Source organism: Pseudomonas sp. FP1742 (genome assembly GCF_030687145.1).
Taxonomy (GTDB): domain Bacteria; phylum Pseudomonadota; class Gammaproteobacteria; order Pseudomonadales; family Pseudomonadaceae; genus Aquipseudomonas; species Aquipseudomonas frederiksbergensis_D.
Genome location: NZ_CP117460.1, coordinates 2397853 through 2423967, shown reverse-complemented (window position 1 = coordinate 2423967; position 26115 = coordinate 2397853). Strand labels below are relative to the sequence as shown.

General features: G+C 61.6%; 24 protein-coding genes. 15 read left to right on the top strand and 9 right to left on the bottom strand.

Annotated features, from left to right (window positions below):
- The first annotated feature begins 8 nt into the window (after nt 1–8).
- From PSH64_RS10815 to PSH64_RS10760, 12 genes are all read left to right on the top strand, one after another.
- Nucleotides 9–1604: a Wzz/FepE/Etk N-terminal domain-containing protein gene (locus PSH64_RS10815; protein ID WP_305480639.1), complete on the top strand. Its 1596-nt coding sequence runs from the start codon at nt 9–11 to the stop codon at nt 1602–1604.
- Nucleotides 1589–2692: a glycosyltransferase family 4 protein gene (locus PSH64_RS10810; RefSeq protein WP_370694463.1), complete on the top strand. Its 1104-nt coding sequence runs from the start codon at nt 1589–1591 to the stop codon at nt 2690–2692. Before PSH64_RS10815 ends, PSH64_RS10810 begins: the two co-directional genes overlap by 16 nt.
- Nucleotides 2689–4056, top strand: a complete 1368-nt coding sequence (locus PSH64_RS10805; RefSeq protein WP_105348620.1) for an O-antigen ligase — start codon at nt 2689–2691, stop codon at nt 4054–4056. Before PSH64_RS10810 ends, PSH64_RS10805 begins: the two co-directional genes overlap by 4 nt.
- On the top strand, nt 4053–5021 hold the full coding sequence (locus tag PSH64_RS10800; RefSeq protein ID WP_305480638.1) for a glycosyltransferase family 2 protein: 969 nt from the start codon (nt 4053–4055) through the stop codon (nt 5019–5021). Before PSH64_RS10805 ends, PSH64_RS10800 begins: the two co-directional genes overlap by 4 nt.
- A complete protein-coding gene (locus tag PSH64_RS10795; protein WP_305480637.1) occupies nt 5014–6150 on the top strand; it encodes a glycosyltransferase in 1137 nt (378 codons plus the stop codon). The genes PSH64_RS10800 and PSH64_RS10795 overlap by 8 nt, the downstream gene beginning before the upstream one ends.
- 12 nt (nt 6151–6162) lie before the next feature.
- Nucleotides 6163–7164: a polysaccharide deacetylase family protein gene (locus tag PSH64_RS10790; protein ID WP_305480636.1), complete on the top strand. Its 1002-nt coding sequence runs from the start codon at nt 6163–6165 to the stop codon at nt 7162–7164.
- Nucleotides 7161–8465, top strand: coding sequence for an oligosaccharide flippase family protein (locus PSH64_RS10785; RefSeq protein WP_305480635.1), 1305 nt, complete (start codon nt 7161–7163; stop codon nt 8463–8465). Before PSH64_RS10790 ends, PSH64_RS10785 begins: the two co-directional genes overlap by 4 nt.
- A complete protein-coding gene (locus tag PSH64_RS10780; protein WP_305480634.1) occupies nt 8462–10381 on the top strand; it encodes a hypothetical protein in 1920 nt (639 codons plus the stop codon). The genes PSH64_RS10785 and PSH64_RS10780 overlap by 4 nt, the downstream gene beginning before the upstream one ends.
- Nucleotides 10382–10473: 92 nt before the next feature.
- On the top strand, nt 10474–11163 hold the full coding sequence (locus PSH64_RS10775; RefSeq protein ID WP_305481135.1) for a GNAT family N-acetyltransferase: 690 nt from the start codon (nt 10474–10476) through the stop codon (nt 11161–11163).
- A gap of 4 nt (nt 11164–11167) precedes the next feature.
- Nucleotides 11168–12388 (top strand): GNAT family N-acetyltransferase, encoded by a 1221-nt coding sequence (locus PSH64_RS10770; protein WP_305480633.1) that lies wholly within the window; start codon nt 11168–11170, stop codon nt 12386–12388.
- Nucleotides 12360–13172 carry a ChbG/HpnK family deacetylase gene (locus tag PSH64_RS10765; RefSeq protein ID WP_105348641.1) on the top strand — a complete coding sequence of 271 codons (813 nt, stop codon included), beginning with the start codon at nt 12360–12362 and terminating at the stop codon, nt 13170–13172. The genes PSH64_RS10770 and PSH64_RS10765 overlap by 29 nt, the downstream gene beginning before the upstream one ends.
- A 57-nt stretch (nt 13173–13229) precedes the next feature.
- Nucleotides 13230–13919, top strand: coding sequence for an N-acetyltransferase (locus PSH64_RS10760; RefSeq protein WP_105348720.1), 690 nt, complete (start codon nt 13230–13232; stop codon nt 13917–13919).
- Nucleotides 13920–14142: 223 nt separating this feature from the next.
- On the opposite strand, the gene PSH64_RS10755 is transcribed toward PSH64_RS10760, so the two are convergent.
- A complete protein-coding gene (locus PSH64_RS10755) occupies nt 14143–15057 on the bottom strand; it encodes a LysR family transcriptional regulator (protein WP_305480632.1) in 915 nt (304 codons plus the stop codon).
- A gap of 160 nt (nt 15058–15217) precedes the next feature.
- Between PSH64_RS10755 and PSH64_RS10750 the strand changes: the two genes are divergently transcribed.
- The gene (locus tag PSH64_RS10750; RefSeq protein ID WP_305480631.1) at nt 15218–16234 is read left to right on the top strand and encodes an alpha/beta hydrolase; all 1017 of its coding nucleotides are present in this window, start codon (nt 15218–15220) and stop codon (nt 16232–16234) included.
- Nucleotides 16235–16297: 63 nt separating this feature from the next.
- Entirely contained in the window at nt 16298–17725 is a 1428-nt protein-coding gene (locus tag PSH64_RS10745) for a mechanosensitive ion channel family protein (protein ID WP_305480630.1), read from the top strand.
- Nucleotides 17726–17789: 64 nt separating this feature from the next.
- Here the strand turns inward: PSH64_RS10745 and ycaC are convergent, their stop codons facing one another.
- The 7 genes from ycaC to PSH64_RS10705 form a co-directional block, all read right to left on the bottom strand.
- Nucleotides 17790–18416 carry an isochorismate family cysteine hydrolase YcaC gene (ycaC, locus tag PSH64_RS10740; protein WP_028941293.1) on the bottom strand — a complete coding sequence of 209 codons (627 nt, stop codon included), beginning with the start codon at nt 18414–18416 and terminating at the stop codon, nt 17790–17792.
- A 67-nt stretch (nt 18417–18483) separates the two neighbouring features.
- A complete protein-coding gene (locus PSH64_RS10735; protein WP_305480629.1) occupies nt 18484–20322 on the bottom strand; it encodes an amidohydrolase in 1839 nt (612 codons plus the stop codon).
- A gap of 44 nt (nt 20323–20366) precedes the next feature.
- Nucleotides 20367–20993 (bottom strand): antibiotic biosynthesis monooxygenase, encoded by a 627-nt coding sequence (locus PSH64_RS10730; RefSeq protein WP_105348655.1) that lies wholly within the window; start codon nt 20991–20993, stop codon nt 20367–20369.
- Nucleotides 20986–21402: a DoxX family protein gene (locus tag PSH64_RS10725; RefSeq protein WP_305480628.1), complete on the bottom strand. Its 417-nt coding sequence runs from the start codon at nt 21400–21402 to the stop codon at nt 20986–20988. The genes PSH64_RS10730 and PSH64_RS10725 overlap by 8 nt, the downstream gene beginning before the upstream one ends.
- Before the next feature lie 273 nt (nt 21403–21675).
- Nucleotides 21676–22044, bottom strand: coding sequence for a DUF6124 family protein (locus PSH64_RS10720; RefSeq protein WP_305480627.1), 369 nt, complete (start codon nt 22042–22044; stop codon nt 21676–21678).
- Nucleotides 22045–22545: 501 nt separating this feature from the next.
- On the bottom strand, nt 22546–23469 hold the full coding sequence (locus PSH64_RS10710; RefSeq protein WP_305480626.1) for a LysR family transcriptional regulator: 924 nt from the start codon (nt 23467–23469) through the stop codon (nt 22546–22548).
- A gap of 47 nt (nt 23470–23516) precedes the next feature.
- Nucleotides 23517–24512, bottom strand: a complete 996-nt coding sequence (locus PSH64_RS10705; RefSeq protein ID WP_305480625.1) for an MBL fold metallo-hydrolase — start codon at nt 24510–24512, stop codon at nt 23517–23519.
- A 279-nt stretch (nt 24513–24791) separates the two neighbouring features.
- On the opposite strand from PSH64_RS10705, the gene PSH64_RS10700 reads away from it, so the two are divergent.
- On the top strand, nt 24792–25256 hold the full coding sequence (locus PSH64_RS10700; RefSeq protein ID WP_305480624.1) for a helix-turn-helix domain-containing protein: 465 nt from the start codon (nt 24792–24794) through the stop codon (nt 25254–25256).
- 33 nt (nt 25257–25289) lie between these two features.
- Here the strand turns inward: PSH64_RS10700 and PSH64_RS10695 are convergent, their stop codons facing one another.
- Entirely contained in the window at nt 25290–26114 is an 825-nt protein-coding gene (locus PSH64_RS10695) for an alpha/beta fold hydrolase (RefSeq protein ID WP_007937066.1), read from the bottom strand.
- Nucleotide 26115 lies beyond the last annotated feature (1 nt).

The following is a 26115-nucleotide window of genomic DNA, read 5'->3' as shown; positions in this document are numbered from 1 at the left end:
GACCGATCATGAATCCAAAGGAAAACTACCTGCATGAGTTCTTCAGGATCTTCTTCGCCAACAAGCAGTTGGTGAAGCGAGTCTTCCTGGTCTTTGCAGTGATTGCCCTGCTCCTGCCGATGATGCTCAAACAGAGCTTCGATATCACCGCGCAGGTGATCGTGCAGTCCAAAAAACTCTCCCAGGGAGACGCCACCACGTCCCTGACCCAAGGTGATGCCTCGTTCATTCCGCCGTCACTGGCCGACATGGAAACCGAGAGCAATATCCTGCGCTCGCCGGCCCTGATCCGTCAGACCATCAGTGACCTGCAGGCCAAAGGCGAGTACACGCCCAATGCCGGGGTCTTCAGTAAACTGGTGGCCGAACCGGTCAAACGTTTCGTGAGCACCCCCTTGCGCCAGTACGTGATCAATCCGGTGCGCGATGCGTTCGGGCTTGCAACCGATCCGGTGCGGGACACCTCCCTGGATACCTTCACCCAGGACGCCATCGATAACCTGAAGATCGAGACCTTGCCCGGTTCCAACGTGATCTCCATTGTCTACAGCTTTGGCGATCCGACCCAGGGCACCCGGTTTGTCGCCACACTGCTGCAAAACTACCTGGCCAGCCGCCAGGAATTGCAATCGATCGACCTGCCACAGAGCTTCTACGAAACCAAGAAGAAGCAGTATCAGGTGCGTCTCGATGGCCTGGAAGGCACCCGGTTGGCATTGCTTGAAGGCGTCGGCTCATCCGATCCGAAGGAAGAGATCACCTTCCGCCTCAACGCCATCAATACCGAGGAGCAGGCCCTGACGCTGTATCAGGATCGCCTGCTGCAAAGCCAACGTTGGCTCGACTACCTGAAAACCGCCCTGGCGGCAGCCACCAATACCTCTCGGCTCAACGACTACACCTTCCCCTTCACCTTCACCACCACGGTGGACAACATTGCCTTCGAAGACCGGGAGATCCGGCAACTGGGTGAACAACTGACGACGCAGGTCAGCCGCTACATGAACGACCTGGCGGTCTTCCAGCCGGGCAGCGAACCGATGCTGCTGGCCCGCGAGCAAATCACCCGCACCCGCCAGCAGTTCCTGAAGATCGTCAGCAACCGGATTCAGGAGCGTACCAACGACCTGGCGATTGTCACCTCGGTGATCAAGCAGAAAACCGCGCGCATCGCCGACTTCAAGGACCGCATCCACCAGTTGCAAGTAGCCCAGAGCAAGCTGGCGCAGATGGACACCGAGATCAATGCCTTGCACGCGGCGTTCTCCACCTACGCCCAGCGCTTTGCCGAAAGCAGCACCGCCCGCGCGCTGGACAGCGACTTGTCCAACGCCAAGGTGCTCAGCCCACCGTTCGAACCGACCGAGGCGGCATTTCCCAAACCGCTGCTGATCATTCCGTTCGGGATGCTGACCGGTCTGCTGCTGGCGATTGCCTTCGTCTACGTGCGTGAGTTCTTCGATCACCGCTTCAAGCATCCAGCGCAAATCAGCCACGAACTGGGCTTGCCGGTGCTGTTGGTGATCAACGATCAGAACGCCCTGCCGAACAATCCGCACAAGAACTGGACCGTGCCCAGCTTCGTATATTGGGTGCAGCATTGAACGCGCCGCTCAACGCCAGCGCGCTGCCGATCATGCATTTGATCAGCAGCGGCGGCTTTTATGGCGCTGAGCGGATGTTGCTCGACCATTGCCTGGCAACGCCGGGCAAGCACCAGGTGCTGTTTCTGGATGCACCGCCAGACCTGATCGATCGGTTTCGCGACGCCGGGATCGACTGCCGCGCTTTCGCGGGACTGGGGCAATTACTGGGTCATTTACGTCAGCGGCGGGCTGAACAGCCGCTGATCAATACGCACAACTTCAAGGGGCTGTTGTTCGGCTGGATCGGCGCGACGTTGCTGGGCTTGCCGTTGGTGATTACCCAGCACGGCTTCACGCCACGCAGTCGCAAGCAACGCTTCTACGGCTGGCTGAGCCTGCAACTGTGCCGCACGGCATCAGTGAATCGGGTGGTTTGCGTGGCCGAAAGCATCGCGGTGCTGCACCGCCAGGCCAGTGTTCGGACGGAGAAACTGCAAGTGATTCCCAATGGTCTGCCACCGGTCAACGGCCTGCTGCCCCACGATGCCAGACACCCGCGCTGGCTGGCGGGCTACGTCGGGCGGCTGAGCCATGAAAAAGGCCCGGACCTGTTTCTCGATGCGCTGATTCCGCTGTGTCAGCGACACCCGCAACTGGACGCCGTGATGCTCGGCGACGGCCCGGAACGGGAAAGCCTGCTGGCGCGAATTACCGCTGCCGGCCTACACAACCGCATCACCCTGCCGGGTTACCAGACCGACATGAACCGCTGGTGGCCGCAACTCGATGCGCTGGTGATCAGCTCGCGCACCGAGGGCTCGCCGATGATTTTGCTCGAGGCGATGCAGGCCGGAGTGCCTGTGGTGGCATTCAGTGTCGGCGGGATTCCCGATGTGCTGGAGCACCGGCACAACGGCCTGCTGGCGACACCCACCAACAGCGCCGCCCTCGCCCGGCAGCTCGACACGCTGCTGAGTGAGCCGGCACTGGCCCGCGAACTGATCGACAACGCAAGACATACGCAATTGGAACGTTACGACCTGAAGGCTTTGGCCGAACGCTGGTCGCAGCTTTATATCCGTACTGCACGGGAGGCACGCGCGTGATCTTTCCGCTCTCGATCGTCAGTCTGCTCGCCCTGGTCTGCCTCGGTTTGCTGGCCAGTCCTTACCCCTATCTGGCACCCGGTGCGGTGCTGGGCCTGGTGGCCGTCGCGGTGCTGTACCGAAAACCCGCCTGGGGTTTGTTGGGTATCGCGGCGCTGGTGCCGTTCGAAGGTTTCTTCAAGGGCAACGCGCTGTCGGGCACCAAGTTCATCGGTGCTTCGCTGGCACTGATCCTGATGCTGCAACTGGCCATTCACCAGATTCCGTCCGAACGCCTGCGCAGCAACATCTGGCGCTACCTGATCGGGTTCATGGTGTTGTACGGGTTGAGCATGATCAATACCGACAGCATGGACATGTCCCAGTCTCATCTGCGGGATCTGAGCGTCGGCCTGATTCTGTTTGTGATCACCTTGCTGATCGGCCGCGAGTTGAACCTCGACCTGTTCGCCCGGTTGGTGACCCTCAGCGTCAGTACGACCAGCGCGCTGGCCATGTTCTCCACCAAGTATCAGGACCAGGGCCGCGCGGCCGGGCTGCTGGAAGACGCGAACTCGTTTGCCCTGCTGATCGCCTTCGCCGTGCCGTTGGCCCTGCTGCTGGTGATCCGCAGCCAGAACCTGTGGCACCGATTATTCTGGGGCGGTTGCTGCATTATGCTGCTGGGCGGCATGACCAAAACCGACTCCCGCTCCGGGCTGGTGGTGCTGTTCCTCAGCTTGATGATCGGCGCCTGGCACTACCGCGCGCAGCTGCCACGCATCCGTCCGCGCCACTTGGGTTTTGCCATGCTCGGCCTTGCGCTCGTGATCCCGGTGGGGATCTATTCGATGCCGGCCGGTTACCTCAAGCGCATCCAGTCCTTGAGCGTCTTGAAAGAAGGCGCCAAAAGCCAGGACGAATCCCTCGGCCGCCGCGCGTCATACCTTGTGGTCGGCAGCCAGATCATTCGTGAGCACCCGTTACTCGGTTCCGGCCCCGGCACCTTCCCGCTGCACTACGCCACCTCCGGTTACGCCAAGGTGTTTTCCGCCAACCGCAAGCCCGGTGACTTGTACCGTCGCGCTCACAACACCTACATGGAAATCTTCAGTGAAGTTGGGATTCCCGCCGGGTTGTTGTTCGTCGGCATGCTCGGCCTTGGGGTGTACAACCTGGTCCGTGCCCGTCACGCCTGGATGCTGCGACGGGATTGGGAACAGGCCGACCTGATCACGCACCTGGGCATCAGTTATCTGTCGTTGACCCTGTTTTTGATGTTCCTCAGCGCACCGAATCATAAATACCTGTGGATCATGCTCGCCCTGACCTGGGTGCTGCGCCTCAAGGCTGAAGAACGCCCGCCGACGGAGGCCAGGGCATGAGCCGCATCAGCATCGCGATCCCGATGTACAACGAAGCCCGACACATCGGTCGCACCTTGCTCGCCGCAAAGAAAGCCGCCGACGCCGCCGGGCTGGAATGCGAGTTGATCGTGGTCGATAACGGCTCCGATGACCAGGGACCGCATATAGCCCGCCAGCTCGGCGCACAGGTGCTGGTGCTGCCCGGCCTGCTGATCGGAGCCCTGCGCAATCGTGGGGCGGCGATGGCGACTGGCCAATGGCTGGGCTTCCTCGATGCCGATATCGAGATGCCCGAAGACTGGCTGACACGGCTGTGCGAACTCGAGTCCGGCGGCCACGCCGATGTCCTCGCCCTGGACTTGCACACGCCCGTCCAGGCGCCATGGTTCGCCACGGCCTGGCAACGCCGCACGGCCCGCCCGACCACCTGCGCCTTGCACCCGGTGCAGTGGCTGCCCAGCGCCAACTTGCTGATGCGCCGCCGCTGGTTCGACAAGGTCGGCGGCTTCGACGAAACCCTGCGCACCGGCGAAGACAAAGCGTTCACCCTGCGCCTTAGCGAAGCCGGCGCACGGTTGCTCGCGGTCAACCAAAGCGTCGCCTTGCATTGGGGTTACGAAGGCAGCTGGCGTGAGTGGATGGGCAAGGAGTTATGGCGCCAGGGCAGTCTCCTGCAACTGCTGCGCACCCACGGTGTGAGTTTGCGCTTGCTGCGCTTCCCGGCCTTTTCGATCGGCATCTGGGGGCTGGATTTCATCGCGCTGTCTGTCCTGCTCAATGGTTTCCCCCAAGTGGCGTTATTCATTCTGTTCGTCACCAGCCTGCCGGCGCTGGTCCTGAGCCTGCGCCAGAGCCTGAAACACCGTGACCTGCGCCTGATGCTGCAACTGTGGGGTCTGCATTGGGTGCGTCTGCACCTGGTCGGTGCGGCGCTCATCCTGAGCCTTTGTCATTGGAATGCCAGGAGACCCGCCCGTGGCTGAGTTCATTTTCTGGTGGTGCCTGTTATTGCCGGTGTATGCCTGGCTCGGCTACCCGCTGCTGCTGACGCTGCTCGCGCCGTGGTTTCCCGCGCGGCGCCATGGGCCGGCACAACCCATGAACGTGAGCATCGTCATCGCCGCGCACAACGAGGCCCAATACATCGAAGAGAAGCTGCGCATTCTGCTGGCCCAGGATTATCAGGCGCGTTCGCTACAGATCATTCTGGCCAGCGACGGCTCCACCGACGACACCGTGGCCTGCGCCCACAAGGTCAGCGACCCGCGCATCAGCGTGCTCGACCTGCCTCGTCAAGGCAAGGCGGCCACGTTGAATGCCGGCGTCGCCCTGAGCACCGGCGAGATTCTGGTGTTCACCGATGCCGACAACCAATGGTCGACCGACACCCTCGGCCAGTTGCTCGCGCCCTTGGCCGATCCACAGGTCGGGGCCTGCGCAGGGCACATGTTGATCCCAGTGGCGGGCCAGGGCCTGAGCCTGGGCGACAGCCTGTATCGGCACTACGAAGGCTGGCTGCGCATGGTGGAAAATCGCACCGGCTGCATGGTCTCCGCCGACGGCGCCCTGCTCGCCCTGCGCCGCGAGTTGTTCCAGAACGTGCCGGCGGAGGTCAACGACGACTTCTTCATCAGTACCTGCGCGCCGGTGGCGTTCAAACGCATTGTCTATGTGCCCACAGCCCGGGTGATCGACCAGGGCGTCGATGAGATCGACAAACAATGGCGCCGGCGCCTGCGCGTCACTGTCGGCGGTCTGCAAAGCCTGGCCCAGCGCCGGGAACTGCTGAACCCTTGGCGCCATGGCCTGTATGCGATTGCGCTGATCAGCCACAAACTGATTCGACGCCTGGTACCGATCCTGTTGCTGCCGTTGTTGCTGAGCAACCTCTGGCTGTGGAATGTCCATGGCTTCTATCGCCTGAGCCTGATCGCGCAACTGCTCGGTTATGCGGTGGCCGTCGCCGGCCTGCTGGATGTGCAACACCGCTTGCCCAAACCCTTCCGCCTCGCTGGGTTCTTTCTGGTGACCCTTGCCGGGATGAGTATCGGTCTGTGGCAGTTCTTGCGCGGCCAGCGGTACGCGCAGTGGAACCCCGAGCAAAATCGTTGAAAGGACCGCGCCATGGCAATCAAACAATTATTAAAACGCACCAGTGGCTGGCTTTATCTCAACTCGCCGGTAGGCCGTCACCAACTGCACGGTGCCGGGGTGATCCTGATGCTGCACCGGGTGCTGGCCAATGACCGCGCCGCCGACCTGCCCCATCGCAATGAACTGTGCGTCGGGCCGAAGGCCTTTGCCCATCTGCTGCTCTGGTTGAAAAAACACTTCGATTGCGTGCCACTGATGGAAATCCTGCAACCCGGCACCGTCATATCGGAGCGTCCCAAAGTCGCGCTGACCTTCGACGATGGCTGGCGCGACAACGCGCTGAATGCCTTCCCGTTGCTGAAAAAACATCAGATGCCGGCGAGCATTTTTCTCTCCACCGACTATATCGGCAGCCGGCAACGCTTCTGGTGGGAAAGCCTGGGGGAAACCCTGTGGCACAGCCACGGTGAAAAAGCCCGGGCGCACTTGATTGAATGCCTGCAACAGATCGGGCGACCGTTACCGGTGCTGCTCGATGACCTGGATGTGCAGCGCCGTAGCCTGGCGCTTTTGCATTTCCTGCAGACCTTGAAAAGCCTGCCGCCGAGCGAGCTGAACCGGCTCACCGATCAATGCCCTGAAGAGTCGCTGCCCCAGGCCCTGGACTGGCATCAAGTACGTGCGCTGGAAGCCAGCGGGTTGATCCGCTTCGGTCCTCATGGCGCCAGCCACACGCTCCTTACCAGCCTCGACGATCGACGCCTGGATGAAGAACTGAGCCGCAGTCGCGATGCCCTGCAAAACGGTTGTATCCGACCGCTGCCGGTGTATTGCTACCCCAACGGCAACCATGATGCGCGGGTACGCGAACATGTGGCCGACCACGACTTTCCGTTTGCCCTGGGCACCGTCGCCGGGATCTATCGTGGTATCAGCGACCCATTGGCCTTGCCGCGAATCGGCATCAGCCAGCGCACGGCACGCAATCCGCAATTGCTGTCGTGGCGCATCTACCGCGGAGCCCGGCCATGAGTCGCAGCCATTACTTCAAACACCTGGCCCTGAGCATGGGCACCAAACTGGCGATGATCGGCCTGCGGCTGCTGCGCAATGTATTACTGGCACGGATTCTGGGCCCCAGCGAGCGCGGTCTGTTCGCGCTGCTCAGCACCCTGCCCGATTTGATCAGCGCCGCCACCAGCGGCGGGCTGAATTCGGCGGTGGGTTATCAGGCGGCCAAGCAACGGCCCATGGGTTTGCTGTTGAGCCAGGTGCTGGTGTTCGGTTGCCTGCTGGCAGGTTTGCTGACGTTGCTGGTGGTGGCGCTGGTGCGCGAGTTCGGCAGCGAACTCGACATCACCACGCAACTGGGGCTGCTTGCCTGGCTGTTGCTGCTGGCGGTGCCGTTGACCGTGCTCAAGAGCGGCCTGTTGACCTTGCACAACGCGTCGGGCGGTGTGGTGGCGTTCAATGCCTTGCGCCTGGTGGAATCCCTGGCGCCGTTGCTGCTGTTCATCGCCCTGTTCTGGATGTGGAAAGACGCCGCGCTGGAAGCGGCGCTGATCAGTTGGCTGGCCGGCATCAGCCTGGTGGTGCTGGCCGGCTGGTTCTGGCTCAATCGCGCTCAACCCCTGACATTGCAATGGGACCGCGCCAGCCAGAAGGAACTGTTGCGCTACAGCGCCCGCAGCCATCCGGACCTGCTGTTCCAGCAAGTGATTCTGCGCTCCGATTATCTATTCATCGGTGCCCTGCTCGGCAGCACGGCGTTGGGTCATTACGCCATGGCCAGCGCTGCCGCCGAATTGCTGCTGATCGTCCCGGAAGCGGTGACCACGCCGCTGATGAAACGCCTGCTGCAACAAGACGAAGGCATGGAGCGCCTGACGCCGTTGGCCCTGCGCCTGACCGCCACGGTGATGCTCGGTGCCTGCCTGGCCATGGCGGTGATCGGGCAATGGCTGATCGTCACGCTGTTCGGCATTGCCTATCAGCCGGCCTACCCGGCCTTGCTCGCGCTGCTGCCGGGCCTGCTGGGTCTTTGCTATGCGAGCATCCTGCGCCTGGACTTGCTGGGCAAAAATCGTCCCGGCACGGTGTCACTGCTGGTGGGCCTCGGCGCGCTGCTGAACCTGGCCCTGAACCTGGTGTTGATCCCGATGTATGGCATCGTCGGCGCCGCGGCGGCATCGTCCATCGCCTACCTGGCAGTGACCGTCGCGCTGCTGGTGATGTACTGCCGGTTGAGCGGCGTACCCCTCTGGCAAACCCTGATCATCCTGCCCAGCGATGTGGCACCGATGCTTCAGATGCTGCAACGGAAATCGGCATGAAACCCCTGGTGCTGCTGTTGAGCCTGGGCCTGTGTTTGAGTGCCCATGCGGCGCCCATGCGCTGGACCGATATTCGCGACGGCAGCCTGTACCTGCAAGCGGATCGCCCCGACACGCTGACCATCCAGTGGGTCCCGGCGTGGCAGGCCGACGCCAACGAAGAACACCTGTACCTGCTCGACGGCAACGGCAACCTGAAGGGCGAACGCCTGATCGCCGCCAGTGAAACCCGCGGCAAGCAGAGCTGGCCGCTGGCACCGGGTGCCGCCAGTTATCGACTGGAGATTCCGGGCTACAGCTTCCGCCGCTACACCATTGAACACGACGAACACACCGTGGCGTTATTCGCCCCGGCCAAGGTGCATTTCAGCGCCGAAACCCGTGGCGGCGATGAGCTGTATTTCAAAGTCGCACCGGGGGAACACGCGGTGCTGGCCGGCAAGTTTCACGGTGGCGTCGGCGCCCTGCAGGCACAGCGTATGGGCGATAACAAACAAGTGTCGTTGATGCTGAAGCCGTATCGCGCCTATTGGCAATTCGATCAGCTGGAACTGCCCGTTTCCCAGGACGAACAAATCTGGCGCCTGCGCCTGCAAGGCAGCGGCAAAGTCGCGTTCTGGCTCGATGGCACGGCAAACCTGTTCGCCCAGAACCCACAGCAACTCAAACCGCTGCGCGAGGACGATGGCCAGACTCGCCTGACCCTGTACAAAGAGTTGCTCGGCCCGACCCCGAACCTGGGCATTTACTTGCCCTACGTGCTGCCCCCTCAATCCAGCTTTGCAGCGCTCGACGCCCTCAAGCCTCAGGCGGGCACCTATTACAGTTTCGTCGACGTCACCGCGCAAAATCCGCACCACGAAGATGCGTTCCGCCAGCTCTATCAGAACCGCTTCGGTATTACGCAGGACCTCACGTTGCTGGCCGGCAGCCAGCGCCAGGCCGATCTGCGGGCCGATCCCCTGAGCAACGCCGGCCTCGACGCCTGGCTCACCGCGACCCGCGCCCTCGGTGGCAGTGGTACTCACTACATCGCGTTCGCCGATGAGCCAAACCTCAACTACTCGAGCTACGCCGACTATCAGGCGATCTTCACCAGCATGGCCCGGCAGGTGCGCAACAATCCGGCCAATGCCAAGGCCGGCATACGCATTGCCATGCCCGCCAGTTCGCGCTTCGTCAACGGCCCGTTCGCCGATGATGCCGCCGACAAGCGCGGTATCGACTGGGCACGGCGCCTGCTGGCCGAATCCGGCGAGCAGATCGATGCCCTTGCCTGGCATGAATGGATGGTGCGCGACTTGCTGGCGACCCGGGTCTACCGCGACAGCGTGCGCCGCGCCGCCGAGCTGGTGGGCCTCGATGCTAAGGGCCGGCCGCGCAAGGCCTTGTTGCTGGACCAGACCAACCTGTCCAGCGGCTCAAGCCTGAGCCCCTACGATCAGGAAACCCATTTCGCTTCACTGTGGTGGACCTCGGTGGTCATCAACTCGGCGCAGGACGGGTTGCTGGACATGCTCAACTGGTTCCAGGCCGCCGACGAACCGAATTACCCCAAAGGCATGGTACGGGTGCTGGGCGGCGATCGTTTCGAACTCAAACCGGTGGGCCTGGCCCAGCAGTTCATCCGCCAGCACTGGCTGAAAAACGTCATGCGCCTGGACAACGACGCCTTCGAAGTCGACGTGCTGGCAATGGCCACCGAACGTCAGCGCAGCCTGTTGGGTGTCAACAAGGGCGAGCGCTTGCAACGGGTCGATCTGGGCGGGACCGCATGCCCACTGGCCAAGGGAGCGCTGGTGTATTTCGGTGCCGACAGCCGCCGTCGCGAGGGCACATTCAACTGTCGGGATGGTCGCGTCAGCTTCGACCTGCCAGGGCAAACCCTGTTCGCCTTGAGCTGGAGCGCCTCATGAACGCCATCCCCATGCTTCACCGAGCCCGCGCTGCACCCGACGGCGCGTTGCAACACTCCACCCACGGCCGCATTCCGTCAGGAGGCCATCACATGAAGGTCTTAGGGAAACTTCACCAACACATCAAACGCAAAGGCCTGCGCGCCACGATCAGGGTCGTATGGAGGCGCTACGTGTTCGTTCACTGGGAGCTGCTGTGGATGAAGCGTGACCTGGTCAGCCCGGTGCCGCCCCATCAACTCAAGCCTTACCCACCGCTACGGATGAAAACCATCACGGTGCACAACGCCGCCGCCTTCGCCCGCCACTTTGGCGACCGCGTCAGCACCATGGAGGAACTGGCCGCCGAGGGTTACACCGGGCATATGTATCTGGACGGCAACGGCGATGCGGTGGCCTTCATCTGGGGCAGCAACCGGGCGTATCACGACCGGCATTTCTACGGCTGCACGTTCCCGGTGAAGAAAGGCGAATTCTTCGAATTCGGCGGTGAACTGGCCCGTGCCTATTGGGGCACCACGCTCTCCGTGGACCTGCAACTGCAACTCTGGAAAGCCATGCGGACACAGGGCTGCAACACCGTTGTGGATGTCTGCGATGCCCGCAACATACCGGCGATGAGACTGCACCTGCGCATGGGCTATCAAGAGCAAGGGCGCATCCAGCATGTCTACCGATTATTCGGTCGCTGGCGCTTCTTCCGTGAGACCCGTTACAGCGGCTCACGCCTGGATGCGTTACGCAAACCCTCCCATCCACCTGCTTATGCGTCGATGGCTTGATTCTATGATGGCTCGATTCGAATGGCGCACGTCCTTGTGCGCCGCGGACTTTCCGACAGCCGCCTATGAGGGGTTGCGCGCACGCGTGACGGACCACACGCCGTTCAACACCCTCGCCTGGCTGCGCGCTTCGGAACAGGCATTGACCGCCGGGGAACGCTTGCACGTTCTGCTCGGCTGGCACGGCGATGAATTGGTTTTGTGTCTGCCGCTGGTGGTGTCCGTGGAACGCTTTGGCGGGCTACCGTTTCGAGTATTGCATCACCTCGGGTATCCCCTCACCGACCGCCTGGCGCTGCTCACCTGCCTCGATGCCAACAGCATGCGCAAGGCGTTGGTGATCATCCGCCGTCGCGTCCCCCATGCGATGCTGCAACTCAATGAATTGTCCGAACCCATCGGCGAAGAAAGTGCGCTGACCACCTGGATGGCCCACAGCTCGACCGGCGAACGTCGCCTCAGTTGTCGGGTGCCGGTGCACTTGATCAGCGATGCCGACCGCCAGGAAGTCTCCGGCGACCCGCGCTACAAACTGCGCCGCGCGCGTAAACGCATCGCGGCCTGCGGTGCCGAGGTCCGGCGGATAACCCCCGACGCCGCTACCATCAGGCCACTGTTGCGGGTCCTCGGCAAAGTCGAAGCGCTGAGCTGGAAAGGCCTGCAAGGCGTGGGGATTTTTACCAATGACCGCTGCCGACAATGGATCGAGCAAGCTTTCACCGCCCTCGCCGAACAGGGATTGGTGCGGGTAGTGGTGCTGGAGCTGGACGGGCGCTGCATCAGCTACCGTATCGGGTTGCTGGACCAGGGCCGGCTGTACGACTACAACCTGGCGTTCCTGCCGCAATACGCAGACCTGGGCAGCGGTCGGGTGCTGCTCGAAGAGTGGATCCGCTGGGGTCTGGATGACAACTGGCGCTGGATCGACGCCTCGCGGATCAGCCTGGAAAACTCCAGCCATCAACTCCTGGAACGCATGACCGGGCAACTGGAGCACTGGCGCTGGAGCTTCTACTCCTGGCGCCCCAGCGGCCTCGCCCTGGGGCTGGCCCTGCGACTCTGGCACCGGCTCAAACCCTGGTTGAAAAAGTGGCAGGCCAGGCGTGCAGCGGCGCTGGTTGCTCCTACGCTTACTCTTATACAGGTTCCCGTCGCCAAAGGCTCTGCACCCACCGATAACAATAAAGAGAGCGAACATGCCTCGCCAAGTCATAGTCAACGCTGACGATTTCGGCCTCAGCCCGAGCGAAAACGCGGTGATCCTGGGAGCCTTCCAGGCCGGGGTCATCAGCTCCGCAACCGCCATGGCCAACATGCCGGCCTTCGAAGCGGCCTGCGTGCTGGCCCGACAGCCATTGCTCAAGGGGCGGATCGGGCTGCACTTCAACCTCACATACGGCCGGCCGTTGAGCCTGTCGATTCGCGCGCGCTCGATATTTTGCGACAGCCAGGGTGAGTTCGACCTGAGCCTGCCCCGCCACAGTCTCTGGCTCAACCGCCTGGATCGCGACGCGGTGCTGGAGGAACTCGAAGCCCAATGGCAACGCTGCCTGGACAATGGCCTGCACCCCAGCCACCTCGATTCCCATCAGCACGTACACAACATCTGGCCCATCGGTGAAATCGTCGCGCGCTTCGCCGCCCGCCAAGGGGTGCCCGTGCGACTGGCGCGCGATCTGGGAAGCAACCTGAGTGTGCCCAAGCGCGTGTTCAAGACGCTGCTCAACCGTCGTTTGAACAGCCTGGCCGGAGCAACCGCCCAGAACGTATGCACCCCGGTCGACCTGCGCAATGTGGTGATGCCCATCGACGGCCTGCTGGAAATCGTCGTCCATCCGATCCATATCGGCGCCGATTTCGGCGATGCCTATCTGAATCCGGGAGAGTCTTTGAGCCATATGCTGGATCAGCGGCTGGTCGGTGTTCCGAGGGTGTCCTATGCCGTTGTGCCGAGAACGCTCAAAGAGGACCCGCAATACTCGACCGAGCTACAGCCATTGAAACTTTGATTGATCGCCGTCCAAAACATTACCCACCACACCCTGGCTACGGCCTCGGAGGACTTCATGAGCACCATCGACAAACTTCGCGAACGCATCAAGCAAAAAGGCCTGCTCCACACGCTCCAGTCGCTCTGGAAACGCTATGTGTATTTCCATCGTGAACTGTTGTGGCTGGGGCGCGATCTGGTGACCCCGGTGGCACCGCACAATCTGCGGCCCTATACGGGCTTGCGTCTGGTGACCATCACCCCGGAAAACGCCATAGCGTTCACCAAGTATTACGGCAACCGTGTCAAGGCCATGGCCGAAATCGCCGCCGAGGGTCACACCGGGCACATGTACGTGAACGAGGAAGGTGATGCCATCGGGTTTATCTGGGGCAGCGCCGGGGACTACTTTGACCGGCACTATTACGGCTGCTGGTTCCGGGTCAATCCCGGTGAGTTTTTCGAGTTCGGCGGTGAAATGATCCCGCTCTACTTCGGCACCAACCTGTCGGTGGACGCCCAGTTCAAACTCTGGGATGTGATGCGGGCCAAAGGCTGCAACAAGATCGTGGACGTCTGCGACACCCGCAACATCCAGGCGATGAAAATGCACATCCGCATGGACTACCAGGAGCAAGGGCGCATCACCCACGTCTACGACCTGTTCGGCCGCTGGCGCTTCTTTCGCGAAACCTACTACACCGGCTCGCGGCTGACCGCGTTGCGTAAACCGGAACAGCAGCCAGTGACGGCGGCGCAGGCGTGATTGGCTTCCACATCGATCTCCGTCAGCCATTTTTTACGGCCGACTCGGACCAATGTGGGAGCGGGCTTGCTCGCGAACGCGATATGTCCGGCAACATTAATGTCGACTGACACGCCCTCTTCGCGAGCAAGCCCGCTCCCACATTGAATCGCACTGAACCTGTGGGAGCGTGGCTTGCCCGCGATGGCGTCAGTCAGTGCAACGCATTTCCCGGATATGACACTCAGCGCTTCACCGCCACCAAGGAACCCTCTTCCCGCTGATCCAACCGCTCACGCAAGAACTCGATCAACGCCTGCACCGGTCGCGAGGCCTGACGGTGCTGCGGGTAGACCGCCGACAAGGTCAGCGGTTCGGGGCGAAACTCGTCCAGTACCGGCACCAGCCGGCCGTCTTCCAGGGCCGAACCGACGATGAAGGTCGGCAAGTACGTGATGCCCATGCCGGCGATGGCCGCGTCCTTGAGCAGTTCACCGTTGTTGACCCGCATCCGCCCGGTGACGTTGACCGTCAGCGGCTTGCCCCGCCCCTCGAACCGCCATTGCACCTGGCGACCGTGGCCGTAGGGCAGGCAATCGTGGCTGTGCAAATCCTCGGGTTTGAGCGGCGTGCCTCGCTCGGCCAGATACGCCGGGCTGGCGCAGTACAAGCGTTCGATGGAGGCGATGCGCCGTGCGATCAGGGTCGAGTCTTCCAGCACGCCGATGCGCAAAGCCAAATCGTATCCCTCACCGAGCAAGTCCACCGGACGATCACTCAGGTCGACCTCGACGGTGACGTCGCGATAACGCTGCAAAAATACTGGCAGCAAACAGCCCAAATGCGCCACGGCAAACGACAACGGTGCACTCAGGCGAATGGTCCCGCGAGGCTCGATGGTCTGGCCGGCGATGCCCTGCTCCACTTGCTCGACTTCACTGAGCAGGCGCAGGGCCGATTCGTAATAACTCTGCCCCAGCGGGGTGACGTCCAGCCGTCGGGTGGAGCGATTGAGCAGGCGCACACCGAGGCGCTCTTCGAGTTGCATCAGCCGACGGCTGACGAACTGCTTGGACAGGCCCAACTGATCGGCCGCCGCCGTGAAGCTGCCGGAGTCCATGACCTGGCAAAAAATACGCATGTCTTCGAACGGGTTCATTGTCACTCTCTGATTGACAGTTAATCGCTTTATAGCCGCTTTTTCGCTTTCCGGCATCTTATTAATCTGTGCTCACGGTGTTGCTGAGGCCTGAACCCCAGCGCCACAGCAGCCCGATCCCAAGGCATAAAAACTCAAACGATTTAAAAAGGATTTGCACATGAACATCAAGAAAACCCTCGCCACTTCCGTCCTCGCCCTGTCCATCGGCAACGCATTCGCCGCCGGCAGCCCCGGTGTCGAACACAACACCCAGGCCTTCCTCGATGCCCTCGCCGCCGGCGGTGGCAAACCGCTGGAACAACTGAGCCCGAAAGACGCCCGCGCGGTGCTGACCGGTGCCCAGGCTTCGGTGAAGGTAGATCTGTCGGGTGTTGAAGTCAGCGACAAGGCGATCAAGGTCGACGGCCAGACCATCAACCTGAAAGTGGTGCGTCCGGCCAAGGTCAATGGCCAGTTGCCGGTGTTCATGTTCTTCCACGGTGGCGGCTGGGTATTGGGCGACTTCCCGACTCACCAACGCCTGATCCGTGACCTGGTGGTGGGCTCCGGCGCAGTCGCGGTATACGTCGACTACACGCCGTCGCCCGAAGCGCACTACCCGACCGCCATCAACCAGGCCTACACCGCGACCAAATGGGTGGCCGAGCATGGCAAAGAGATCGGTGTCGATGGCAAGCGACTGGCGGTGGCCGGCAACAGCGTCGGCGGCAACATGGCGGCGGTCGTGGCGCTGATGGCCAAGGAACAGAAAACCCCTGCCCTGCGCTTCCAGTTGTTGATGTGGCCGGTGACCAACGCGCAGTTCGACGACGGCTCGTACCAGCAATTCGCCGAGGGGCACTTCCTCACCAAAGGGATGATGCAGTGGTTCTGGGACAACTACACCACCAACCCGGCCGAGCGTGCGCAGATTCATGCCTCGCCACTCAACGCCAGCGCCGAACAACTCAAGGGCCTGCCTGCGGCACTGGTGCAGACCGCCGAATTCGACGTACTGCGTGACGAAGGCGAAGGCTACGCCCGCCACCTCGATGCAGCCGGTGTGCCGGTGACCTCGGTGCGTTACAACGGGATGATTCACGACTTTGGCCTGCTCAATCCGCTGAATCAGATTCCGGAAGTCAAAGCGGCGGTACGTCAGGCCGCGGCTGAGCTCAAGACGCATCTGAACTAAGCCCAACCGCTCGCCACACCCCAGGGTGTGGCGAGTTTTTTTGTGCCCGCTGGAGTGCAATCCATGAGCCTTTTCTCTGCCCACCTGTTGCCTTGGAGCGCCCTGCTGCTGGTGCTCGACGCCCTGCTCTGGCACCTCGTCCCGTTCAAGCATCGCGCGCCAAAGGTCGGTGTGCGGCTGGTGCTGTTTCTGGCGTTCAGCGCGCTGATTATCAACGCTGGCGTCAGCCCGTTGCAGGCACCGTTGGTTGCCGATGACCCGGTGGCGCAACTCGGTGCAACGGCGCTGGGGATTATCTGGTGGTTGTACGCCGCACGGGTGCTCACCGAGGTGTTCGGTCTGGTGCTGATGCGCCGCATCGGTCACAGCGGCCGTTTGCTGCAGGACGTGATCGGTGCGCTGGTGTTTCTGGCCTCTATCGTCGCGGCCGCCGGTTATGTGCTGGATCTGCCGGTCAAGGGTCTGCTGGCGACTTCCGGCGTGTTCGCCATCGTGGTCGGTCTGGCGTTGCAAAGTACCTTGGCCGACGTGTTCTCCGGCATTGTGCTCAACACCACCAAACCCTATCAGGTGGACGACTTTGTGATGATCGATGGCGTCGAAGGCAAAGTGCTGGACATCAACTGGCGCGCTACGCACCTGTTGAGCAACGCCGGCACGATGGCCGTGGTGCCGAACTCGGTGGCGGCCAAGGCCAAGATCGTCAACCTCAGTCGCCCGAACAACCTGCACGGGGTGTCGATCAGCATCAAGGTGCCGAACCACATCCGCCCACGCCGGGTGCTCGACGCCCTCGACCGCACGCTGCAAGGCAGCAGCAGTCTGTTGCTGTCGCCCGCGCCGAAAGCGGTGCTCGTCGATGCTGGCGAAGAGATGTCCGAATACGTGGCCAGCGGGTTCATCGCCGAGCTGGGCAAAAAGAGCGACGTGCGCAATCAACTGTTCGACCTCGCCCATCGCCATCTGGAAGCGGCTGGCATCTCGCGACACCCCGACGGCGTGATCGAACCCTCGACCCGCGCCCGCGCGCTGCTCGACGAAGTGAAGATTTTCCGCTCTCTGAGCCATGAGGAACGCGATCGCCTCGCCGAATCGATGGTCGCGCAACAATACGCCGCCGGCGAGGTGGTGCTGGATCTGGATGACGTGCCAGACAGCCTGTTCGTGATCGCCACTGGCGTCGTCAGCGCCAGCGTGCCGGACGGCAATGGTTTCACCGAGGCCGGTCGCATGGGGCCGAGCGAAGTGATGGGCGAACAGAGCATCCTGGCCGATACGCCATCGCAGGCGACGTTCACCGCGCTGACATCTTCGATCATCTACCGTCTCGACAAGAACCTGACCCGCCAGTGCATGGAACAGCGCGGCGAAGTGGGCCGGGCGTTGAACAAGCTGCAGGCGGTGCGCCAGCAGAACAGTCGGTTGGCGTTGATGGCCAAACCGGTGCCGATCAGGAAAGGTGGGTTTCTGGGATGGTTGCAGAAGCGCTGATGCAGCGGACATTCGAGCAGTACAAAAAAATGCCCGCACATCGCGGGCATTTTTCTTCAGCGCCTTACTTGGCAGTGAACTTGGTGTAGCTGTTGATCAGGTTGCGGTAGTTCGGCAGACGCTGGGACAGCAGGTTGGCCAGGCCTTCCATGTCGTTGCGCCAGTCGCCTTGCAGCTCGCAGGCCACGGCGAACCAGTTCAGCAGGTGTGCACCCGCCGCCGACATGCGTGCCCACGCCGCTTGTTGCACGGTGGTGTTGAAGGTGCCGGAAGAGTCGGTGACCACGAACACTTCAAAGCCTTCGGCAATGGCCGACAGGGTCGGGAACGCCACGCAGACGTCAGTCACCACGCCGGCGATGATCAGTTGCTTGCGACCGGTGGCCTTGATGGCTTTGACGAAGTCTTCGTTGTCCCAGGCGTTGATCTGGCCTGGACGCTGAATGAACGGCGCGTCCGGGAATTGCTCGCGCAGTTCAGGCACGATCGGGCCGTTCGGGCCTGCGTCGAAACTGGTGGTGAGGATGGTCGGCAGGTTGAAGAACTTGGCGATGTCGCCCAGGGCCAGCACGTTGTTCTTGAATTCGTTGGGCGAGAAATCCTGCACCAGAGAGATCAGGCCGGTCTGGTGATCGACCAGCAGCACAACGGCGTCATCTTTGTTCAGACGTTTGTAAGGAACGTTGCTCATGTGAAACTCCTCGGAGGGTGATGAGTGAAGCGTCGACCACACATGGCCGACGCTTTTGTTGCAAGACTCAGAACGCGAAGCAGGAACAGCCGAAGGCGCCCCAGAAACCGGCGAAGTCACTCACCGGCACGTTCGACATACGGGCCTTCTCATGGCTGTGGGTATGCACGGCGCACGGGCCGCTGCACTGGTGCACCTGCGCCTGCATCGGCGCGTTCGGCCGCCAGTGTCCCGGAACCTTCGCCACCGGCGACCAGTCCGGCAGCACCGGCAGGCTGACAGGCCCGAGTTTTTCGAAGTCGCCGGCGGCGTACACCACCTTGCCGCCGACCACGGTCAGTACCGATTCGATCCACTTGATCGCTTCTTCCTCGACGCTGAAGAAGTCCGCGCTCAGTGCTACGAGGTCCGCCAGTTGCCCGACCTTGATCTGGCCTTTCTTGCCTTGTTCCGACGAGAACCAGGCACTGCCGTGGGTGAACAGTTCCAGTGCAGTGGTGCGCGGCAAACCTTCCTCATACAGCGCCAGACCACCGACGGTACGGCCGCTGACCATCCAGTACAGCGAGGTCCATGGATTGTAGCTGGACACTCGCGTGGCATCGGTGCCGGCGCCGACCGGTACGCCCTCGGCCAGCATGCGCTTGATCGGCGGCGTAGATTCGGCGGCCTGCTTGCCGTAGCGGTCGACAAAATATTCACCCTGGAACGCCATGCGGTCCTGGATCGCAATACCACCGCCCAGCGCCCTTACCCGCTCGATGTTCTGTGGGGTGATGGTTTCAGCGTGGTCGAAGAACCATGGCAGGCCGTTGAACGGAATGTCGCGGTTGACCTTCTCGAACACGTCGAGCATGCGGCTGATCGATTCGTTGTAAGTGGCGTGCAAACGGAACGGCCAGCGCTGTTCCACCAGGTGGCGAACCACCGGCTCCAGCTCCTGCTCCATGGTCTGCGGCAGGTCCGGACGCGGTTCGAGGAAGTCCTCGAAGTCCGCCGCCGAGAACACCAGCATCTCGCCGGCGCCGTTGTGCCGCAGGTAGTCGTCGCCCTGGTGCAACTTAACGCTGCCAGTCCAGTTCTGGAAATCGGTCAGCTCTTCTTTCGGCTTCTGGGTAAACAGGTTGTAGGCGATACGCACGGTCAGTTGGTCATCTTTCGCCAACTGCTCGATCACCTGATAATCGTCCGGGTAATTCTGGAAACCACCGCCGGCATCGATCGCGCTGGTCAGGCCGAGGCGGTTGAGCTCACGCATGAACTGGCGGGTCGAGTTGACCTGATACTCCAGTGGCAGCTTCGGCCCCTTGGCCAGGGTCGAGTACAGGATCATCGCGTTCGGCCTTGCGACCAACATGCCGGTCGGATTGCCGTTGGCATCACGCACGATTTCGCCACCCGGCGGGTTCGGCGTGTCGCGGGTGTAACCGGCAACCCGCAATGCAGCGCGGTTGAGCAAGGCGCGGTCGTACAAATGCAGCACGAACACCGGGGTGTCTGGCGCCGCCTGGTTGAGCTCTTCCAGGGTCGGCATGCGCTTCTCGGCAAACTGGAATTCGTTCCAGCCACCGACTACCCGTACCCATTGCGGCGTCGGTGTGCGGTCGGCTTGCTCCTTGAGCATGCGCAACGCATCGGCCAGGGACGGCACGCCTTCCCAGCGCAGTTCGAGGTTGTAGTTCAAGCCGCCACGGATCAGGTGCAGGTGCGAGTCGTTGAGGCCGGGGATGACGCAGCGGCCCTTGAGGTCGATGACCTGGGTGCCCGAGCCACGCAGGGCCATCGCCTCTGCATCGTTGCCGACAGCGACAAAGCGCCCGTCCTTGATCGCCACGGCACTGGCCAGCGGTTTTTCCCGGTCTACGGTATGAAATTGGCCATTGAACAGAATCAGATCGGCGTTCATCGCAGTTCCTTCGTCATCAGTGAAATGAAGCAAAAAGCGCCCGCTCAGCGCGGCGAATTTGCGTTGGATTCGAGGTGTTCCCGTGGCTGACTGGCCGTCAGCCACGGCGCAAACAAGCGAGTCGCGGCCGGCATGCACACGTACACCACCGACACCACGATGGTCACGGTGATCAGGAACGTGGCGACCAAGTAGTTGGAGAGAAAAGCGTTGAGTTTGAGCAGCGGCCCCCAGAGCAGCGGCACCAGCAAGGTGTGCGGCAGAATCACCAGCAACGACACCACGGCCTGTTTCCAGCGCGGTGGCGGCGAGGCGGCATCGGCCAGCGGCGCAAACCAGAATTCGTTGACCGGGTTGACCTCGGTCTGGTCGCCGTCGGCCAGCATCGGCGCGGCTTCATCGATCAACGACTGACGTTGCGGCGAATCGAGCCAGTGCTGCATGGCCTCGGTGGAGCAAAAGCGCAGCACGCAGGTAAACATGTCCAGGCCAGCGTTCTTGCCGCGGATCACGTCCACGCCCAGATGCCCTTCCGTGCGCCCCGCTACGCTGACGATGTTGCGCAGCCAGGCTTCATAGGCTGCTTCGAAACCGGCCTTGACCCGGTGCTTGACGATCAGCGTCACGATCTCATCGGACCCCGGCGCTTTTTGAGTTTGGGCTTCAGACATAACGGAGCACTCCGGGCAAACGAACATTGAGCGCCAGGCGTCCAGGCCCGGCGATAAACACAGAGGTGAAGATGATCAACAACAGCCAGCCGAACTGCCCTTCGGCCACACTCCACTGCGGGTGCACGACCAGCAGCGCCACCAGCAGCACAAACAGAATAGGCAAGCACGCCAATCGCGCCAGGACACCGGCGACGATCAATAGCGGGCACAGGACTTCGGCGAAAATCGCCAGGATCAGCGTGAGGTGGGCACCGAGGTGGAATGGGTCTTCGATCAGTTGCAACTGCGCGTTGAAGTCCAGCAGCTTGGGCAAGCCGTGAACCCATAGCAGGAACAAGCTGCCGGTGACCCGCAGAAACAGCAGCCCGACATCCCGCGCCTGTTCTTCCCGTTGCGAAGCGTTCATGGCTCACCCCTGTTCAATCATTGGATTGAATAGTGCCGCCAAGGGGTAGGGAAAAATTGAATGTACGTGCTCTATTTGCCCCGACACACCGAAGGCCCGAACGACATATCCCCTGTGGGAGCGGGCTTGCTCGCGAAAGCGGTGGGTCAGTCGACATTACCGTTGAATGATCCACCGCTTTCGCGAGCAAGCCCGCTCCCACAGTTTTTTTGCGTGATCATTACTGCTCAGGCACAAAAAAACGGCCCGCAGGCCGTTTCGTATTGAATCCGCTCAGACGGCCGGGTCGGCCTTCAGCTCCAGGCTATCCAGCGCCCGACTCACCGCCAGCTCACCGAACATGATGAGCTGCGCGACACCCAGTACCGTATTGCGCTGCGGCCCGTCCAGAAACCCGGCGCAGTCACTGGCGATCACCTTGGCCGAGGCAAAGGATTCGCAGGCATTGACCAGCAGCTCTTCGATGTTGATATCCGGGGCGACAGTGTAGATCGTGCTCGGTTTGCGCGGGGGCTTGGGGTCGGACGGTTTGAGGTAGTGATCGAGGGCGCGTTCGGCGGCTTCGTTGAGTTTTTTGGGATCGAGGGGATCGTAGGGGGAAACGTCGTCGGTTGCTGGTGGGTTAGGTGTGGCTTTGAACATGGTGAATCTCCTTTGGAAAATAGCACCACCAGAACCTGTCGCTAAACAAATAAGGGTGGCGACTGTATGCAGGTTAGCGAACCGGTCAAAGGCACCCGGTAGACCCGAGGGTCTCCCGCATACAGCCACCATAACGTAATTGCAGACGTCAAAAGTCGGCAATAAAGTCTGGAGCACTGAGGCACTTTGAATAGTCCGAGTCGCTAAACCCGATCGCTGATTGGCAGCGATGCGGAAACGATAAAGACCAGGCCCAAAGCGCACAAGCCGGCGGATTCTGGCGCAGTCGTAGGCAACGGCGCAAGGATCTGTAGCTTTCAGGAAGTAACGTTAAACACCCTTAAACACAGCCCTCGAATCAACACACATCCCCCTGTGGGAGCGGGCTTGCTCGCGAAGGCGTCCGCCCAGTCGGCATCACTGTTGAATGACACACCCTATTCGCGAGCAAGCCCGCTCCCACAGGGTTTTAGGCGTTTTGAAGAGCTGTATTTGCAGCCATTAAACTGCCGGAATATCCAGCGAGGCCGACATGAACTGGCTGATCCGCGATCGCAGCCATTTCTCGGCAGGATCGTTGTCATGCACCCCGCTCCAGGCCATCGACAGTTGCGCCGCATCAATGGGAAACGGCGGATCTTCGGCGCGTAACGCACAGCCTTCCACCAACGCACACGCGGCATAGTCCGGGACAGTGGCGATCATTTCCGTACCAGCGAGCAAGGCACGCAAGCCACTGAACTGCGGCACGCCCAGCACCACGCGGCGGGTGCGGCCGACCTTGGCCAAATCGACGTCGATGTTGCCGCTCAGGTCGCCGGAGAACGACACCATGGCATGCGGGCGGGAGCAGTATTCGTCCAGCGTCAGCGGCTCCGGTCTGTTGTCGCCACGCAGGACTTTGCAGGGAATGTCCCGCAGCTTCTTGCGCTTGGCATTGGCCGGCAGATCCGTGGTGTAGCTCACCCCCACCGAGATTTCCCCCGACGCCAGCAACGCCGGCATCAGCAGATAGTTGGCGCGGCGCACCACGACCACGATCCCCGGTGCCTCTTCCTGCAATTGCCGCAGCAACGGCGGAAACAGCCCGAACTCGGCATCGTCCGACAGCCCGATGCGGAACACATCGCAGCTGGTCGTTGGGTCAAACTCCTTCGCGCGGCTGACCGCCCCGGAGATGGTGTCCATCGCCGGTTGCAGCTCCTTGAGAATCGCCAGTGCCCGCGCCGTCGGCTCCATGCCACGACCGTTGCGCAGCAACAACGGGTCGTCGAACAAATCACGCAACCGACCCAGTGCCGCGCTCACCGCCGGTTGGCCCATGAACAGTTTTTCGGCGACCCGGGTCAGGTTCTTTTCGAACATCAGGGCTTCGAAAATCACCAGCAGGTTCATGTCGACGCGGCGCAGATCATTACGGTTCATGGGCACGGTTCCCTTTTGTCTTCAGCCAGGCACAAGTCCGTCGGACTTTACTCGATCATCGGCACTTTCGCCGCTCGTTTGTAAGGCCCGTACTCGATCGGTACCCACTGGAAATGCTTGTCCACCGCGGTGATATGGCCGACACCCGGAAACGGCAAATGCGCCGCCGTGACCCAGATCTTGCTGGCCGCCGCATCGCTGAACACCTTGGCGCGGCTCTTGATCGCCTGCTGATTATCGACATCGAAACGGATCGATACCTCGGGATGCTCGAACTGCACCGCCAGGTTATGCACCAGATCCCCCATGAACAGAATGCTCTGGCCCTGGGAGTTGAACCGATAGGTAGTGCTGCCCGGTGTGTGCCCGGCCTCCAGCTCGGCATCGACAACGCCCGGCACTGGCGATTGCCCGGCAGTAAAGGTCTTGAAGCGACCCGCCGCGATGTAAGGCGCGGTGGAGTCCTGGGCGATCTTGAAGAATTCCCTGGCGCCGGCCGGTGCCTTGGCCATGGCTTGCGGGTCAAGCCAGTAATCGGCTTCGGCCTTGGCCGCGTAGACTGTTGCGTTGGCGAACACGGGCTTTTGCTGCCCGTCCACCAACCCGCACACATGGTCCAGATGCAGGTGGGTGAGCAGGATGGTATCGACTTGTTCCGGCTGATAACCGGCGGCTTTCATGTTCGCCGATAGCAGGCCCGCCGTGGCACCGATGCACTGCCCCGCCCCGGTATCCACCAGAATCAATTGTTTGCCGGTATTCACCAGAAACGCGTTGAACGCGGTTTGCACCCCCGGCGTTTCAATCGAGCGACGAGCCAGCAACGCGCGGATCTGGTCTTGGGTCAGCCCCTCGAGCAGTTTGGGCGACAGGTCGTTGTAGCCATCGAACAATGCCGTCACCTCATAGTCGCCCACCGCGAGCCGGTAATAACCGGGCACCTGAGTGTTCACCTGAGCCGGTGCCTGGGCCAGGCTGGTGCCGGACATCAGCGCCAATGCCAGGCCAAGTCCGCCAAACATGCAAACGCGGGAATGCTTCATGAGATCACCCTTGATCGAGCCAGAAAAAGCGGCCCTGTCCAGGCCGCTACACGTCGCCCATCTTGCATGACCGTGCATCAGCGCGAATTGCAGTGATGTGCTCAGTTGGCGCATTTTCACCCTTAAGCCTGACTGCGGAATTAACAACGTTTAACTCGCAAGCCAAAGCCCTCGCGACCAAGAATGAAGCCTTCTGCGCAGACTTGTTTCTAAAACAAGGGAACGTGCTGGCCCACCGTGCAGTGCACCCGCGCGCGCCCATCGACACGGACATTGGCCATGGCTCTCATTCAGCAAAACGCAATCAAGGCGTGTGCCATTGAAACGCAAAAAAAAACCACGGGTGGCCTTAGCCCCTGGCGTGAAACCCTGGTCAAGCAACTGATCCTCGACCACCTCGGCGACACCCTGGAAGTGACCGAGCTGGCACGGGCCTGTGCCCTGTCGCGTAGCCATTTTTCCCGTGCGTTCAAGTGCAGTACCGGTGTTTCGCCGCAGGACTGGATCCGACAGCAACGCATCGCCCGAGCCAAACAGTTGATCCGCAACACCGACCTGACCCTGACGCAAATCAGCCTGGAATGTGGCTTCTGCGACCAGGCACATTTCTCTCATATCTTTACCCGCAGCGAAGGCGTTACACCGTTTGCCTGGCGCTGCCGTGCCATGCGTACTCTTCCCTCTCTCGACAGCAAAAGATCGCGGCCTTCGCCAGCGCCTACGGGCATTCACATGACCCTGTAGGCGCCGGCGCAGTCCGCGATCTTTTGATGTTGATCAGCCCTTGATGAACGCCAGCAGATCTTCGTTGAGTTGATCCTTGTGGGTATCGGTCAAGCCGTGCGGGGCTCCCGGATAGACCTTCAATGTGGAGCCCTTGACCAGTTTCGCCGAAGCGATGCCCGCGGCTTCGATCGGCACCACCTGGTCGTCGTCGCCATGCACCACGAGGGTCGGCACGTCGAACTTCTTCAGGTCTTCGGTGAAGTCGGTTTCAGAGAACGCCTTGATGCAGTCGTACGCGTTCTTGTGGCCGGAAGCCATGCCCTGCAGCCAGAACCAGTCGATCATGCCCTGGGACGGCTTGGCGCCCGGCCGGTTGAAACCGAAGAACGGACCGCTGGCCAGATCCTTGTACAGTTGCGAACGGTCGACCAACGACGCCTGACGAATACCGTCGAACACTTCCATTGGCAGGCCGCCCGGATTGGCCTCGGTCTTGAGCATCAACGGCGGCACAGAAGAAATCAGCCCGGCCTTGGCCACGCGGCCGGTGCCATGGCGACCGATGTAGCGCGCCACTTCGCCACCGCCGGTGGAGAAGCCAAAGAGTACGGCGTTTTGCAGATCCAGATGCTCGATCAACTGCGCCAGGTCATCAGCGTAGGTATCCATTTCGTTGCCGAACCATGGCTGGCTCGAACGACCGTGACCACGGCGGTCATGGGCGATGACCCGGTAGCCCTTGGAGGCCAGGAAGATCATCTGCGACTCCCAACTGTCGGCATTCAACGGCCAACCGTGGCTGAAGACGATCGGCTGACCGGTGCCCCAGTCCTTGTAGTAAATCTCGGTGCCGTCTCGGGTGGTGAAGGTGCTCATT